The sequence below is a fragment of the Curtobacterium sp. MCLR17_031 genome, from assembly GCF_003234775.2.
In the GTDB taxonomy this organism is placed as follows: Bacteria; Actinomycetota; Actinomycetes; order Actinomycetales; family Microbacteriaceae; genus Curtobacterium; species Curtobacterium flaccumfaciens.
In genome coordinates this window covers 248995-262020 of sequence record NZ_CP126270.1, presented here as the reverse complement: position 1 = coordinate 262020, position 13026 = coordinate 248995, and the positions used below count along the sequence as shown (strand labels likewise).

21 protein-coding genes are annotated in these 13026 nt (G+C 68.6%); 13 read left to right on the top strand and 8 right to left on the bottom strand.

From position 1 onward, the window contains the following. Window positions 1-140 precede the first annotated feature (140 nt). Window positions 141-1163, top strand: a complete 1023-nt coding sequence (locus tag DEI96_RS01365) for a LacI family DNA-binding transcriptional regulator (RefSeq protein ID WP_111024058.1) — start codon at window positions 141-143, stop codon at window positions 1161-1163. An 84-nt stretch (window positions 1164-1247) separates the two neighbouring features. Here DEI96_RS01365 and DEI96_RS01360 read toward each other — a convergent pair whose 3' ends face one another. Together DEI96_RS01360 and DEI96_RS01355 are read right to left on the bottom strand one after the other, a co-directional pair. Next, on the bottom strand, window positions 1248-1604 hold the full coding sequence (locus tag DEI96_RS01360; RefSeq protein WP_110863529.1) for a VOC family protein: 357 nt from the start codon (window positions 1602-1604) through the stop codon (window positions 1248-1250). Window positions 1605-1688: 84 nt separating this feature from the next. Further along, on the bottom strand, window positions 1689-2303 hold the full coding sequence (locus DEI96_RS01355) for a GNAT family N-acetyltransferase (protein ID WP_111024057.1): 615 nt from the start codon (window positions 2301-2303) through the stop codon (window positions 1689-1691). An 88-nt stretch (window positions 2304-2391) separates the two neighbouring features. Here DEI96_RS01355 and DEI96_RS01350 point away from each other — a divergent pair, with 88 nt between their 5' ends. From DEI96_RS01350 to DEI96_RS01300, 11 genes are all read left to right on the top strand, one after another. Beyond that, complete coding sequence (locus tag DEI96_RS01350) at window positions 2392-3036, top strand: TetR family transcriptional regulator (RefSeq protein ID WP_181440556.1); 645 nt, start codon at window positions 2392-2394, stop codon at window positions 3034-3036. 78 nt (window positions 3037-3114) lie between these two features. After that, entirely contained in the window at window positions 3115-3576 is a 462-nt protein-coding gene (locus DEI96_RS01345) for a DUF4383 domain-containing protein (protein WP_027467234.1), read from the top strand. A 201-nt stretch (window positions 3577-3777) separates the two neighbouring features. Next, the gene (locus DEI96_RS01340; protein ID WP_111024055.1) at window positions 3778-4599 is read left to right on the top strand and encodes an aldo/keto reductase; all 822 of its coding nucleotides are present in this window, start codon (window positions 3778-3780) and stop codon (window positions 4597-4599) included. Between the two features lie 436 nt (window positions 4600-5035). Next, window positions 5036-5287, top strand: coding sequence for a hypothetical protein (locus tag DEI96_RS01335; protein WP_111024054.1), 252 nt, complete (start codon window positions 5036-5038; stop codon window positions 5285-5287). A gap of 94 nt (window positions 5288-5381) precedes the next feature. Further along, window positions 5382-6113 carry a class I SAM-dependent methyltransferase gene (locus tag DEI96_RS01330; protein WP_111024053.1) on the top strand — a complete coding sequence of 244 codons (732 nt, stop codon included), beginning with the start codon at window positions 5382-5384 and terminating at the stop codon, window positions 6111-6113. After that, the gene (locus tag DEI96_RS01325) at window positions 6113-7927 is read left to right on the top strand and encodes an alpha/beta fold hydrolase (protein WP_111024052.1); all 1815 of its coding nucleotides are present in this window, start codon (window positions 6113-6115) and stop codon (window positions 7925-7927) included. Before DEI96_RS01330 ends, DEI96_RS01325 begins: the two co-directional genes overlap by 1 nt. A gap of 173 nt (window positions 7928-8100) precedes the next feature. After that, a complete protein-coding gene (locus DEI96_RS01320) occupies window positions 8101-8523 on the top strand; it encodes a hypothetical protein (RefSeq protein WP_110863537.1) in 423 nt (140 codons plus the stop codon). Next, a complete protein-coding gene (locus DEI96_RS01315; protein ID WP_146237639.1) occupies window positions 8523-8690 on the top strand; it encodes a DUF4175 domain-containing protein in 168 nt (55 codons plus the stop codon). The genes DEI96_RS01320 and DEI96_RS01315 overlap by 1 nt, the downstream gene beginning before the upstream one ends. Before the next feature lie 73 nt (window positions 8691-8763). After that, on the top strand, window positions 8764-8922 hold the full coding sequence (locus DEI96_RS01310) for a hypothetical protein (RefSeq protein ID WP_181422589.1): 159 nt from the start codon (window positions 8764-8766) through the stop codon (window positions 8920-8922). Window positions 8923-8952: 30 nt separating this feature from the next. Continuing rightward, the gene (locus DEI96_RS01305; protein ID WP_181422590.1) at window positions 8953-9117 is read left to right on the top strand and encodes a hypothetical protein; all 165 of its coding nucleotides are present in this window, start codon (window positions 8953-8955) and stop codon (window positions 9115-9117) included. A gap of 294 nt (window positions 9118-9411) precedes the next feature. Then, entirely contained in the window at window positions 9412-9630 is a 219-nt protein-coding gene (locus tag DEI96_RS01300; RefSeq protein ID WP_111024051.1) for a DUF2283 domain-containing protein, read from the top strand. A 322-nt stretch (window positions 9631-9952) separates the two neighbouring features. Here DEI96_RS01300 and DEI96_RS01295 read toward each other — a convergent pair whose 3' ends face one another. The 5 genes from DEI96_RS01295 to DEI96_RS01275 form a co-directional block, all read right to left on the bottom strand. Further along, the gene (locus DEI96_RS01295; RefSeq protein ID WP_111024050.1) at window positions 9953-10414 is read right to left on the bottom strand and encodes a DUF4265 domain-containing protein; all 462 of its coding nucleotides are present in this window, start codon (window positions 10412-10414) and stop codon (window positions 9953-9955) included. Between the two features lie 32 nt (window positions 10415-10446). Beyond that, entirely contained in the window at window positions 10447-11034 is a 588-nt protein-coding gene (locus DEI96_RS01290) for a HEAT repeat domain-containing protein (protein ID WP_111024049.1), read from the bottom strand. A 43-nt stretch (window positions 11035-11077) separates the two neighbouring features. Beyond that, window positions 11078-11449: a hypothetical protein gene (locus DEI96_RS01285; protein ID WP_111024048.1), complete on the bottom strand. Its 372-nt coding sequence runs from the start codon at window positions 11447-11449 to the stop codon at window positions 11078-11080. A 136-nt stretch (window positions 11450-11585) separates the two neighbouring features. Beyond that, window positions 11586-11801, bottom strand: a complete 216-nt coding sequence (locus tag DEI96_RS01280) for a hypothetical protein (RefSeq protein WP_111024047.1) — start codon at window positions 11799-11801, stop codon at window positions 11586-11588. Further along, window positions 11801-11935, bottom strand: coding sequence for a hypothetical protein (locus DEI96_RS01275; protein ID WP_258372871.1), 135 nt, complete (start codon window positions 11933-11935; stop codon window positions 11801-11803). The genes DEI96_RS01280 and DEI96_RS01275 overlap by 1 nt, the downstream gene beginning before the upstream one ends. 182 nt (window positions 11936-12117) lie before the next feature. Here DEI96_RS01275 and msrA point away from each other — a divergent pair, with 182 nt between their 5' ends. Continuing rightward, complete coding sequence (gene msrA / locus DEI96_RS01270; protein ID WP_111024046.1) at window positions 12118-12639, top strand: peptide-methionine (S)-S-oxide reductase MsrA; 522 nt, start codon at window positions 12118-12120, stop codon at window positions 12637-12639. A gap of 18 nt (window positions 12640-12657) precedes the next feature. Here the strand turns inward: msrA and DEI96_RS01265 are convergent, their stop codons facing one another. Then, on the bottom strand, window positions 12658-13017 hold the full coding sequence (locus tag DEI96_RS01265; protein ID WP_071404761.1) for a UBP-type zinc finger domain-containing protein: 360 nt from the start codon (window positions 13015-13017) through the stop codon (window positions 12658-12660). Window positions 13018-13026 lie beyond the last annotated feature (9 nt).

Below are 13026 nucleotides of genomic sequence, written 5' to 3'. Positions count from 1 at the left end.
TGTTCTGGGAGCGCTCCCAGTTCGCACCGGCCGATCGGGCCGGATGTTTCTGGGAGCGCTCCCAGATCAAACACCAGCGGCTGCACCCTGTCAACTGCGAGGCGTTCCGAGGGCTCCTCAGTGGCGGATATGGTTGCCCCATGTCCGAGGTCCGATCCGCTCGTCAGCGCGCCACGATCCAGGACGTCGCCGACGAAGCGGGGATGTCGCGCGGCACCGTCTCACGGGTGCTCAACGACGAGCCGTACGTGTCGCCGAAGGCGCGCGAGGCCGTGCAGGACGCCGTCCGACGTGTCGGCTACGTGCGCAGCGCCGCCGCCCGCAGCCTGGTCACCCGGCGGTCCGGGGCGATCGCGCTCATCGTCCACGAACCCTCGGTCGTGGTGCTCGACGACCCCAACATCGGCAACATCCTGATCGGCACGAACGCCGTGCTGTCCGACGCCGACCAGCAGCTCGTCACGATCATGGTCGACTCCGCCCGCGACAGCGAACGCGTCGTCGAGTACCTGCGTGGCGGGTTCGTCGACGGCGCCATCGTGCTGTCCGCCCGCGACGGCGACCCGATCACCGGCGCGATCGAGGAGATCGGCATGCCCGCGTGCTTCGTCGGGCACCCGTCCGACGCCGCGAACATCTCGTACATCGGCATCGACAACCGCGCCGCCGCCGAGCAGATCACCCGGCGGCTGATCGACACCGGTCGACGCCGGATCGGGATGCTCGCGTCGGGGCTCGACCGCGACTCCGGGCAGGACCGCCTGGCGGGGTTCACCGCGGCACTCGGCGAGCGCTTCGACCCCGACCTCGTCGCCCGGAACCCCCTGTTCAGCTACACCGCCGGCGCCGAGGGCATGCGCGAGCTTCTCGAGCGAGCCCCGGACATCGACGGGGTGTTCGCCGCGTCGGACGCGGTCGCCGCCGGTGCGATGGACGTCCTGCAGCGCAGCGGCCGGAGCGTGCCGTCGGACGTCGGTGTGGTCGGGTTCGACGACAGCGCCTGGGCACTGCGGTGCGACCCGCAGCTGTCGACGGTACGGCAGCCGGCGCGCCTGCTCGGCGAGCAGGCGGCACACCAGGTCCTCGAACAGATCGGCGGCACCGACGACGGTCCACGCGGTCTGCTGTTGCCGACGGAGGTCGTCTGGCGCGGGTCCGCGTAGCCGGCCGCAGAACGGACGGGAGGCCCGTGGCGGCGTCGCCACGGGCCTCCAGTCCGTCCGTGGGTGCGTCCCGCACCCGCTAGGTCAGCCCTGCGGCGGCGAGTAGAGCTGCAGGTCGTTGCCCTCGCTGTCCTTGAAGGGGATGATCTTGCCCCACGGGTGCTCACTGATCTCGCCCTGGATGTCCGCACCGCGCTCCTTGAGCGCGGCGACCTCGTCCTCGATGCTGCCGTCCGGCTGGAACGACACGACGGCGCCGCCCTCGCTCGCCTGGCTGGCGGACTCGCGCCCGTTCAGGCCGATCATCAGGCCGCCGGCGTCGATCTCGCTCCAGTCGTCGGACTGGTCCTTGACGGTGAGACCGAGCGTGTCGCGGTAGAACGCGACGGCGCGCTCCATGTCGCTGACCGGGACCCAGACTGCTGCGACTCCACTTGCCATGGTGTTTCCTCTCGTCGTGGTGTGCCGTGGACGGTAGGCAGGGCTCGTGCATGCCGGTACAGGGTCGGTGTCCCCGGCGTCGGGTCAGCCGGCGGCCGGACGCCACATGCTGATCGGGGTCGCCGCGCGGAACCCCGCGATCGGCGCGCCGTCCGCGAACCCGTGCCGTCGGTACAGCCGGCGGTTCACCGGGGTGGAGGACTCCAGGTACGCGCCGTCCGACGTCCGGTCCGCGCGCTCGAGTGCGTGGCCGAGCAGCAGTCCGCCGATGCCCCGACCACGTGCTGAAGCCGACACCCCGATCTCGGCGAGGTACCAGTGCGGGGTGACCGGTCGGGCGCGCTCCATGCGGCGCAGGTGCGCCACCGCACGGAGCGCTCCGCCGAGCCCCAGGGTCCGGAGGAACGCCGGCACCTGCCGTACGAAGGCGCGGACGCCACCGGGCTGCCGACCGGGTGCCTGCCAGAAGGCGGCGCCGACCACGCGGTCACCGATCGTGGCGACGTCCACCCGACGGGCGGGCGTCGGCACCGACCGGATGAGCGCGGCGAACAGTCCGGTCAGCACGGCGGGGCGGTCCTCGCCGGGTCGCGGTGGCCGGAACTCGGCGAGGACCGGGTCGTCGGCGAAGGCCTCGGCGAGGACGGCTGCGGCCGCCTCGAGCTCGGCGGGTCCTGCTGCTCGGACGACGGTCTCCATGGTGACTCCTCGGGTGCTCGATGATTTGGCCACGTGGCCGACTTCATCTTCACGGCCGGTCCTGCACGCGCCCCGTACGCTTCCTGTGATGACCGAGGACCAGCAGTCGCGCGGGTACCGCAGCCGACAGGACCGGCGTGCGGAACTGCTCGACGCCGCAGCCCTGGTCGTGCGGGACGACGGCCTGCGCGGCCTCACCACCCGGGCCGTCGCCGCTCGAGCCGGCGTCGCCCACGGTGTCGTGCACTACGCCTTCGGTGCACGGCGCAACCTGGTCGTCGCGCTGCTCGAACGGCAGGCGCGTGCGGTCCTGCCGCCGGTGCTCGCGGCCGCCGACGAGCACGACGACCTCGCCGCGGCGCTCGAGGCGGGGATCTCGGCGTACCTCGACCTGGTGCGGCGCGAGCCCGAGCGGTTCCGGGTGCTCGAGGCCCTCAGCGCGACGGCCCTCGCCCCGGACGGCGACGGGGACCTGCTCGACGCCGAACGACGGCTCTGGCGCGACGGCGTGGTCGCCGGGATCGAGCGCTGGACCGCACGGCACGGAGCGACGCCGTCCGAGCCGGTACCCATCGTCGCCGACGCCGTGATCACCCTGGTGGACGGGCTCGCCCGCGCCGCGTGGAGCGATCCGGACGGCACCGCGACCGCCCGATCGCGGGCGCTGCTGGTGCGCGGATTGACCACCGCGGTGACCACGGCGGTGACCGCCGCCGTGACCGCCGAGCACTGACCTGCAAACCGACCGGGGAAGCGCTCCGAATGTCATGTGTGCCGCACACTGCGGCGCGTACAGAAAAGAGGGCTGATCATGACCAGCAGCGCAGCAACCGCACGCACCACCTCCGGTTCGACGTGGACCCAGCGGGGCGCGTTCGTCTTCGGTGTCGTCTTCCTGATCGTCGGCATCGCCGGGTTCATCCCCGGACTCACCATGGACATGGGCTCGATGTCCATGGCCGGCCACGGCTCCATGGCCCTGCTCCTGGGCCTGTTCCAGGTGTCCGTCCTGCACAACATCGTGCACCTGCTCTTCGGCATCGTCGGGCTGCTCGCCGCCCGCCGTGCAGCCTCCGCACGCCTGTACCTGGTCGCCGGCGGCATCGTCTACGCGGTGCTCTTCGTCTACGGGCTCTTCACCGCGGGCATGGCCGGTGGCGCGAACTTCGTGCCGCTGAACAGCGCGGACAACGTCCTGCACGCCTTCCTGGCCGTCGCGATGATCGTGCTCGGGTTCGTCCTGCCGCGGATCGGGACGCGCACCGCGCGCTGAACCGCAGCACACACCGGACGGGAGGCCCGTGGCGACACCGCCACGGGCCTCCCGTCCGTCTGCTGGCCCCGTTCGCGCCCCCTGGCAGGCATCGCGCCCCTGTGAGTCGGGGCGCGATGCCCGAACAGGGGCGCGACGCGCGGCGGAGCCGCGTTCCGCACCGTGACCGTGGCTGAACCCGACCGGCGTACTGTCCGCTGCATGCCCGCACTCATCGACACGTTCACCCTGTCCAACGGTCTGCACATCCCGAAGATCGGCTTCGGCACCTGGCAGATCCCGTCCGGCTCCGACGCGTACGACGCCACGAAGACCGCCCTCGAGCTCGGCTACCGCCACATCGACACCGCCCTGGCGTACGGCAACGAGGCGAGCGTCGGCGAGGCCGTCCGCGACAGCGGCATCCCCCGCGACGAACTCTTCATCACCACGAAGCTGCCGGCCGAGATCAAGACGGCGTCCGGCGCCCGCGACGCCTTCGAGGAGTCCAGCCGCAACCTCGACCTCGGACACGTCGACCTGTACCTGATCCACGCGCCGTGGCCCTGGAGCGACATGGGCTCCGACCACCGTGACGGCAACGTCGAGGTGTGGAAGGTCTTCGAGGAGCTCTACGACGCCGGCCGCACCAAGAGCATCGGCGTCTCGAACTTCGCCGTCACCGACCTCGAGGACCTGCTCGGCCGCACGGACGTCGTCCCGCACGCCAACCAGATCCGCTGGTTCATCGGCAACACCCAGGACGAGACGACCGCCTTCGACCGCGAGCACGACATCCTGACCGAGGGCTACTCCCCGCTCGCCACCGGCGGCCTGCTCGAGAACGAGCAGATCGCCGAGATCGCGGCGAAGTACGACAAGACCGTCGCCCAGGTCGCCATCCGCTACCTGCTCGAGAAGAACGTCCTGCCCCTGCCGAAGTCCACGACCCCGTCGCGCATCGCCGAGAACGCCGACGTCGACTTCGTGCTCGCCGCCGAGGACGTGGCCGCGCTCGACGCGCTCGAGGACACCGCGAGCTGACGCGGCCCCACCCCGGACCGGAGGCGCGGTGCCAGCTGGCACCGCGCCTCCGGTCGGTACACGGCCGAGTCACGGGCGAGGCTCCGCCACCGTGCGGACGCACCGTGATCTCGGCTACGAAGTTCCGGTCCTCGTGCTCGAGGTTGTCGTCGGGGGCGTCCGTGACCGTCACGGCGATGCCGGGGTCGAGAAGGATGCCGGCGCGGGTTCCTTGGCCTTCGTCGCCCGGGGTGGCATGGAGCGTTTGGCACCCCTTCACCGGGCGTTTTTGCGGGACAGGTATACGGGAATACCCCTGGTCAGACGGCAGTAGGCAACGGAAGGCGTCGAAGGTGACAGCTGTCGTGTAGCGGTGATCCACCGGCTACCGGGACTCCATGGTTCGATCAGTCGTGCGCTCGCACGTGCGCGAAGTTCGAGGATGGGAACGCGTCGGATGGCCAAGTTCTTCAACTCGCCTCATCCAGTCGCAGAGATGGGGCTCGGGGCGGTTTTCGTCATCATGGGCGTCGTCGTCGGACCGGTGGTTGCCGCTCCGGAAGATCGCGTGAATCAAGGGCCTCTGAACATGATTCCGACGCCGGTGCTGGTCGGTGTGCTCGTCGTGTGTGGGGTCGTCGTGTTCGCGCAAGGGCTCGGCACTTGGATCAAGCGGAAGCGCGAGAGGACCGAGGCAAGCTCACAATAAACTGAGAACTGATTGCCTTTTCGGGCCTGAGTAGACGCACAGGTCTACCGTCTTGAAAGAGGGCCGAGGGAGTCCGAGATCGGGGGATCAGACCATGCAGGAGACGTACGGTCAGCAGTTCGCGGCGATCTACGATGACGTGTTCCCGCCCGATCCGGACCTCGTCGGCTTGCTGACGCAGTCCCAGCCGACCACGGCACTCGAGCTCGGGGTGGGGACCGGTCGTATCGCTGTTCCGCTTGCTCATGCCGGAGTTGCGGTCACCGGGGTGGACCTGTCGCCGGAGATGCTCGAACGGTGCCGCCGAGGTGCGCAGGACGCCGTCGTCGATGTCGAGCTCATCCAGGGGTCCATGACGGATGTGCGTCTCGAGCGGCGTTTCGATCTGGTCTTCAGCGTGTGTGCGTCGCTCTCGATGCTGTTGAGCCGCGACGAACAGCGGGCCACCTTCGCGACCGCGCGTGAACACCTCGCAGACGATGGTCGGCTGGTGGTTGAGACGCACAATCCCGAGGTGGTGCTGGGACTACACGAAGGCCGCCGCCGAGCGAGCTGGTTCGTTCCCTATCCGGGCAGAGGACGGGGCCTGCAGACCTACTCGATGCTCGACGAGGAGGCCGGGCTGTGGCAGGTGAGCCATCTGTGGCACGACTGTGGACGGACGATCATCGGGACCGAGACGAGTCTCCTGACTCCGGTCGACGTCCTGACTGACATGGCAGCCGAGGTCGGTCTCGATGTCCGTTCGGTGACCGGAGACCGGGCCGGTGGTCCGGTCACCGCGGAGTCGCCCACCTACACAATCGAGTTCGAGGTGGCGCGGTGATGCGCATCGTCGATCGCGTCGTGCGCGGCGTACTGGATCGCGCAACCGACCGCACCGCTGTGGTCGAGGCGACCGAACGCGCCTCAGCGCTCGTGGTGCTGCTCGGCAGCCTGGAACACCTCGCGAACGCGGAGAACCGACGATCGGGCGGCTTGAACGACTGGGCTGTCTTGCGCGGGTCGGCGCTGGTCCGGAACGAACCACTCAAGCGCGTGCTCGATCAGGTGTACCGGCCACGAGTAGTGACCGCGATGCATGTGATGCGAGTGGCTGCTGCACTGGTCCACCTCTCGCCGATCAAGGACAACCGCGTCCGCGCTGCCGCGTCCGCTGTGACGGTGGTCACCGGTTACGCACTCGGCCCGTTGCACCACAACGGTGGCGACGGCAGCGACCAAGCCGCATTCTTCACGCAGGCACTCTCTGGCGTGGCCCGGAGCTCGGGACGGGTCGCCACCGTCGACACGGCGCTGTGGGCGATCGCGAGCCAAGCGACGCTGTCGTACCTCGTGTCCGGATGGGTGAAGTTGCTCGGAGCGCCCTGGCGGAACGGGTCCGCGCTCCTGGGAGTCATGCGGACGAGGACGTACGGCTCGGAGGTGATGTGGCGGATCCTCCGGGACCGGCCGGCCCTTGCTCGAACGGGTGAGGTTGCGACCCTCATCCTCGAGTGCGCCTTCCCGGTGGTCTTCGTCTCGGGACCGAGAATGCGGATCGCCTACTTGGCGGCGATCGCGGGTATGCACCTCACCATCGCCGCGACGATGGGACTCGGTCGCTTCCTGCCCGCGTTCCTCGCTCTGCAGCCCGCGGTCCTCTTCGTGACGGCAGATCGCACGTCGACCCATCCCGCCCGCAACGACGGGTTCCCGCTGGTGCTCGGAACGATCGGTACGGCGGTCGGCGTCCAGGCGATCGCGCGGCAGGTCATCGACGCTCGGCGGAGCCGGCGTCCGAGAGCCCAGCAAGAGCTGGTCGAGACAGCGGCGGGGTCGAAGCTGGCCGTCCGGTACCGTCCGGCGGCGGCGGCGGCGGCGAGGGCAGGTGCACCACTGGTGGTGTTCGAGAACTCGCTCGTCGCCGTCCAGGAGTACTGGGAACCACTCATCGCGGAACTCGGCGATGACATCGCGACACTCACCTACGACCGGCCCGGGACGGGGGCGAGCACGAGTCCCACCGCGCCCCTGAGCAGCTATGCGGACGACCTGCGTGAACTCGTGCACCGATACGCCGGAGACGGGCCAATCTGGTTCATCGGACACTCCTTCGGCGGGTACCTCCTCCGGCAGCACGTCACCTCCCTCGGACGCGAAGTCGCCGGAGTCGTGTTGCTCGACCCGACCACAGGATTCATCGACCAGCCCGACCACGATGTCTTGTCGGCGGTCCGGTCGCTCACCGAGGGGTTCCCGCTGATGGAGTGGTCGCTGCGGACGGGCTGGGGCTGGTTGCTCGATGCGTCCACGTGGGCGATACCAGCCCGCGGTGCGCCCACCAAGGACCTCAGCGCCGTGTACCGGAACGCCCGACTGTGGCGCACCGGCCGCGCGGAGTGGCAGGCGGCGGAGGTGGATCTCCTCGACGACCGACCCGGTCCCCGATTCCCGAAAGCGACGCAGGTCCTGGTCGTGACTGCCAGCACGAGTGACGAACTCCAGCCAGCGGTGAGCGCAGCCCATCAGCGAGTAGCGCGCGAGCACGCCGGGCAGCGAGCCATCGTCCGTTCGACCCACGACGGGTTGCTCATCCACTCCGGCCCGGTCCGACGCGTCGGCGAACTGGTTCGCGACATGATCGGAACGAAGCAGTGATGGGCCGGCGGAACAGCAGAGGCCACCTGCCGCTGGCCGCAGGACTTGCGCTGTGGTTGATCGCCACGGTCATCGGGCAACACCCCAACCGTCGATTCGACCGGGTTCGCCAGGTGGACACAGCTGCCCTGCTGATCCCCAACTGGAGGTTCTTCGCACCGGTACCGGCGTCCATGGACTTCGAGCTGCTGCACCGATTCCGAGTGGACGGCGAGGTGAGCGAGTGGGGCCGGACGAAGGAGACCGCCGCGCGCCGCCTCGCGCACATGGCCTGGTTCCCCGGCCGCCGGATCGACAAGGGCCTCTTCGACGTCATCGGCCGCTTCCTGGTCGCCGCTGAGCAACAGCCAGACGGCTACGAAGCCGGAGCAGATTACCGGGCGCTGCTCGCCTTCGTGCGCCGAACCGTGGCTGCCGAGACGAGTGGTCGCGCAGACGCCGTGCAGTTCGCGATCGTGCGCACCGGTGGCCACGACGACGACGTACCCGTCGAGGAGCTCTTCGCCTCTCGTCGGGAACCCATGACCGACGGGCACGAGCCCCGTCGAGCCGCGGCTCCGCCGACGGCGTCCGCTCGATCGAAGGAGGAGACCTGATGAACGTCAACTCGCGCGCCACGCTCTGGTTCGCAGCCCCCATCGTGCTCATCGCACTCGTCGTGGCGATACTCCTGTTCGACCTGCCGGGCCTGGTGTGGCTCTCGGTACCGGTCGTCCTCGCCATCGCCGCCGCAGTCTTCGTCGTCTCAGCCCGACGAGAGTGACCCCGGTCCGCAGGACCGGCGGCCGGACCACCGTGGTCCGGCCATCAACGCAATGCAACGGAAGGACACCAGCATGACGACCATCGCCGACATCGCCTTCGACAGCGACCGCGGGCAGCGGTTCGCGCCGGAGCAGCCCCTCGCAGCGACCCCGCTCGCAGCACTCGCTGCGACCTCCGTGTTCACCGGGGCTGTCGCCGCGTACGCGGTCGAAGAGACCGTGGGCAACTGAACCCCCGACCCACGAGAAAGGACCAGCACCATGCAGCAGATCCCACAGCTCAACGACATCCCGTTCGACACCGATGACGCGACCGCATTCCGCGGGCTCCGCCCCGTGGCGGCCACCCCGGCCGCCGTGGCGTGGGCAGCAGCTGTGGTCGCGGCCGGCGGCGTGGGTGCCGCCATCGGCGACGCGGTGGACTGAGCAACGTACTCGGGAACCACACGAGAGGCGCGGTGCCAGCTGGTACCGCGCCTTCCGTGTGCATTAACATGAGGACGGCCCCGGCGCGAGGGCCACCTTCTTCCAAGAGAACAGGCAAGAGCCCCGCCGCAGCACCTGTGCCCGGGCTTCTCTGCGTCTCGACAGCCGATCGTCAAGAAGACGGCGGGGAACAAGGGCACCTCCGTCTTCACGCAGGGCTCGGGTAGAAACAAGATTCGGGTGATCGTTGACAACAAGACCGGCAACGTCATCACTGTCACGAAGGGCTAGACCATGCGCATCACCTACGACCAGACCGTGGAGGCGGCGTACAGCTCCGTCGACGAGATCGCAGACGGAGCTGGTGCACGGCAGCTGCACTCCGTGGCTACTCCCGGCGAGCTCGGGGAGGTGACGCTCGACTTCGACGAGAACGGGCTGCTCCTCGGGATCGAGGTTCTGGGTGCCACCAAGGTGCTGCCGAAGGAAGTCCTCGCGGCCGCTCAGGTCTGACGCGATCCGAAGGGGCCGCGACAACCTCCTGTCGTGGCCCCTTCGGTGTTTCAACTGAGCGTGTGAGCCCCGACGGGCGTGCTGCTGAACGACCGGCTGTCTCTCATGGTCGATGGTTGAGGAGCTTCGTCTCAACTCAGGCCCGCGCAGGAGCTGGTGAGACCCTGCGCGACAGTAGCCCCGCAGCCGCGACAACAGCGGCAGTACGTCGCGCCTCCAGGTCGGTGTCCGGAACCGGTCGATCGTTCGCCGGGTGCGGGGCCGCGAGCATCGGATGCTGTCCCGCGTCAGGGATTCGCCACCCCATGACACGCTCGCCCGCTCAGCGCTCTGCGGTGTCGTACTCGAGGAGTCCGTCGTCTTCCAGCCGCTGCAACCGGTCCGCGAACTGGTCGGCAGCCACATCCCCTCGGATCGCTACTCCTGTGATCGAGCCCCACGTCTCGACGGCGCCGCCGAATTCGTGGATGACGTCGTGAGCGATGCGGAAGGCGCTTGCATCACGAGGACTGATCCTGAAGACCCACGACTGTCCCCGTTCGACACGACCTCCGTACTCAAGCTGTCCGGTCGAAGTGTTCTCGACCGTGTCGATGATGTCTCCGAGATGGACGTCCTTCGCGAAGAAGGGGACGCAGCTGACGACGTTGCGGCCGTCGTCGAGGACGATGATCGTCAGGTCTTCGTAGCGGATCGGGTCCCACGACGGGTCGAGCTCCACACGGACGACCGTCTCGACTCCCAGCACTGGGTTCTCGTGCGTGACGACGGTGTCATCCGGCATTCCTACGGTTCCTTTCGCATGAGCGGCGGGCTTCACCCGATCTTCCGCAGCCCGAGCGCGGCCTTCTTCCGCACCCACGGGCGGTCGTCGGTCAACTTCTCCTCGAACGCTTCGCGCGCTTGCGGGTTCGGCCGCTTGCTCAGCGCGAAGACCGCGTGCCCGCTGATGTCGTGGTCGTCCATGAGTTGCAGGAGGACGTCGACCGCTTCGGGCCGCTTCGACTTCCCCAGCGCAAGGGCCACCATCTGCCGTGCGCGTCCGTACTGCGGATCGAGCGCGAGCGCTGCCACGTGATCGAAGTACGTGTCCACGTACGCGGTCTCGATCGAGTTCCCCACCGCCCAGCGCGTGCCCGCTTCGTCGGTGAAGTTCCGGAACGCCTCGACCAGCGCCGGCATCGCGGTCCCCTTCGCGGATGGATTGCTCAACGCCCGAGCGAGATCCTGTTGCATCGCTGGCGTCGTCGCTTTCCGCAGCCACTCGATCAGCAGGGGGACCGCGTCCTTGTACCGGACACCGGCCTGGGCGAAGACGGACAGGTTCGAGAAGTCGTACCCCAGCGCTCGGAGGTCGGCCAGGATCGCCGACTGCTCGGCGGCTTCTTCTGGAGTGAACGGCATCAGGTCCTCCGGAGCGCAGGGGGGCGAGCTCGCTTGACGACGGTCATCGGATCGACAGATTGATCGCGACGACACCGAGCGCGAAGATCAGGACGATGACCACGAGGCCGATCGTGGGTATCAGCAACTGTCGCCGCACCGTGGGAGCACCAGACGCCCCGATGACCCAGGTCGTGATCGCGACGACGAGTGCGAGGAACGGCACGAGGAACTCCGCGACATCGCCGACCGCGTACGAACACCGCATCGTCTCGTCGGAGCCACACGGCGTGTACAGCAGCTGCGCGGCGAGCATCCCCGGCAGCGAGCCGATCGCCACGAACACCTCGAGGAACACGAGGAAACAGAACGCGAGTCCGAGCAGCCACCAACCACGGGGACGGCGCTGGACTTCATCGATGGACGACCGCTTCATGTGGCCCTGACCGTACCGCGCCGACGTCTCCCGAGAGAGTCTCTGGGCACCCTCGACCGCGAACGCGACAGACGTCCACGTGTTTCCACGAGCAAGGTCATTCCGCTGCGATGCTGATCACGTCGAGTCGAGGGTGTCATGCGTAGGCCTTCGTCACCGCGACGGAGAACGCCGTGACGATGAAGAGGAACCCAAGGCAGATCAGCACGATCTCGATCGGGGTGTTGCGATGCTTCTGCCCTCGTGGCCGACTCCGTGCGCGCCGAGCGGAACTCAGGACCGCGATACCCGACGAAACAGCGCCCCCGAACACGAGCATGCTGAACAAGACCTGCCACAACTGCTGGCTCATCAGAGGAATCGCAGCCGTGCCGTGAGGTCGCCGTCTGCGGTACCGGCGTCGCCGAGGAGCTCAGCGACGGAGCCGCTGCCGCACGCGTTCGTCTCCCGACGGCGCTGGACTTCGTCGATGGATGACCTCTTCATGTGAGCCCGACCGTACCGCAGGGGTGACACGGAGCACGGACTCGTAGGGTCGAGTCGTACCGACCGCACACCCGGGTGGGTCCGTGCCCCACAGCGGACCTGACGACGGGAACAGATCGTCCCTGTTGCCGGTTGCACCACACGGTGTCGCAGCCAGTGACACGAGAGCCCAGGAGGCCACCATGACCACCACCGAGACCGCCATCCTCGCCGGCGGCTGCTTCTGGGGAGCGCAGCAGCTCCTCCGTCGTCGTCCCGGCATCGTCAGCACCCGCGTCGGCTACTCCGGCGGCGACGTGCCGAACGCGACGTACCGCAACCACGGCGACCACGCCGAGTCGGTCGAGATCGTCTTCGACCCGTCCCAGATCTCGTACCGGGACCTGCTGGAGTTCTTCTTCCAGATCCACGACCCGTCGACGAAGGACCGCCAGGGCAACGACATCGGTCGCAGCTACCGTTCGGCGATCTTCTACACGACCGACGAGCAGAAGCAGGTCGCACTCGACACCATCGCGGACGTCGACGCGTCGGGCATCTGGCCCGGCAAGGTCGTCACCGAGGTCACCGCGGCCGGCCCGTTCTGGGAGGCCGAGGACGAGCACCAGGACTACCTCGAGAAGAACCCGCACGGCTACACCTGCCACTTCGTGCGTCCGGGCTGGAAGCTCCCGCACCGCGACGAGGCGACCGCGGCCGTCTGACCTGACGACCGCCGCGGATCAGCGCGATCCGCCGAGCAGTTCCAACCAGTCCCCGGGAAGGCGATCCGCCGGCCCGGGGACTGCCTGCGTCACGGGGTGGCTGGTGGGGGCAGCGAGCTCGAGCCCCTCGGAGCGGGTGTCGTCGCGGTAGTCCCAGGCCCAGGTCTCGCCGGGCTCGTAGCTCTGGATGACCGCGTGCCCGGTCTCCTCCCAGTGCCGCGTCGCGTGCGTGTTGAGGGAGTCGTCGCAGCAGCCGACGTGGCCGCACGCCGCGCAGCGGCGCAGGTGCACCCACCACGAGCCGGTCGCGTCGCACTCGACGCACCCGTCTCCGCTCGGTGCGATCTCGGGGTGGATCATCTCGGCCTGGTCCGTCATGGCCCCATC

Bases quoted from the DNA above. Each gene is read 5' to 3' on its own strand.
- DEI96_RS01300 (WP_111024051.1), top strand. From the start codon at position 9,412: ATGCGCATCACCTACGACCAGACCGTGGAGGCGGCGTACAGCTCCGTC.
- DEI96_RS01340 (WP_111024055.1), top strand. From the start codon at position 3,778: ATGCCCGCACTCATCGACACGTTCACCCTGTCCAACGGTCTGCACATC.
- DEI96_RS01360 (WP_110863529.1), bottom strand. From the start codon at position 1,604: ATGGCAAGTGGAGTCGCAGCAGTCTGGGTCCCGGTCAGCGACATGGAG.
- DEI96_RS01295 (WP_111024050.1), bottom strand. From the start codon at position 10,414: ATGCCGGATGACACCGTCGTCACGCACGAGAACCCAGTGCTGGGAGTC.
- DEI96_RS01305 (WP_181422590.1), top strand. From the start codon at position 8,953: ATGCAGCAGATCCCACAGCTCAACGACATCCCGTTCGACACCGATGAC.
- DEI96_RS01265 (WP_071404761.1), bottom strand. From the start codon at position 13,017: ATGACGGACCAGGCCGAGATGATCCACCCCGAGATCGCACCGAGCGGA.
- DEI96_RS01280 (WP_111024047.1), bottom strand. From the start codon at position 11,801: ATGAGCCAGCAGTTGTGGCAGGTCTTGTTCAGCATGCTCGTGTTCGGG.
- DEI96_RS01350 (WP_181440556.1), top strand. From the start codon at position 2,392: ATGACCGAGGACCAGCAGTCGCGCGGGTACCGCAGCCGACAGGACCGG.
- msrA (WP_111024046.1), top strand. From the start codon at position 12,118: ATGACCACCACCGAGACCGCCATCCTCGCCGGCGGCTGCTTCTGGGGA.
- DEI96_RS01325 (WP_111024052.1), top strand. From the start codon at position 6,113: ATGCGCATCGTCGATCGCGTCGTGCGCGGCGTACTGGATCGCGCAACC.
- DEI96_RS01285 (WP_111024048.1), bottom strand. From the start codon at position 11,449: ATGAAGCGGTCGTCCATCGATGAAGTCCAGCGCCGTCCCCGTGGTTGG.
- DEI96_RS01290 (WP_111024049.1), bottom strand. From the start codon at position 11,034: ATGCCGTTCACTCCAGAAGAAGCCGCCGAGCAGTCGGCGATCCTGGCC.
- DEI96_RS01310 (WP_181422589.1), top strand. From the start codon at position 8,764: ATGACGACCATCGCCGACATCGCCTTCGACAGCGACCGCGGGCAGCGG.
- DEI96_RS01335 (WP_111024054.1), top strand. From the start codon at position 5,036: ATGGCCAAGTTCTTCAACTCGCCTCATCCAGTCGCAGAGATGGGGCTC.
- DEI96_RS01365 (WP_111024058.1), top strand. From the start codon at position 141: ATGTCCGAGGTCCGATCCGCTCGTCAGCGCGCCACGATCCAGGACGTC.
- DEI96_RS01275 (WP_258372871.1), bottom strand. From the start codon at position 11,935: ATGAAGAGGTCATCCATCGACGAAGTCCAGCGCCGTCGGGAGACGAAC.
- DEI96_RS01345 (WP_027467234.1), top strand. From the start codon at position 3,115: ATGACCAGCAGCGCAGCAACCGCACGCACCACCTCCGGTTCGACGTGG.
- DEI96_RS01355 (WP_111024057.1), bottom strand. From the start codon at position 2,303: ATGGAGACCGTCGTCCGAGCAGCAGGACCCGCCGAGCTCGAGGCGGCC.
- DEI96_RS01315 (WP_146237639.1), top strand. From the start codon at position 8,523: ATGAACGTCAACTCGCGCGCCACGCTCTGGTTCGCAGCCCCCATCGTG.
- DEI96_RS01330 (WP_111024053.1), top strand. From the start codon at position 5,382: ATGCAGGAGACGTACGGTCAGCAGTTCGCGGCGATCTACGATGACGTG.
- DEI96_RS01320 (WP_110863537.1), top strand. From the start codon at position 8,101: ATGGACTTCGAGCTGCTGCACCGATTCCGAGTGGACGGCGAGGTGAGC.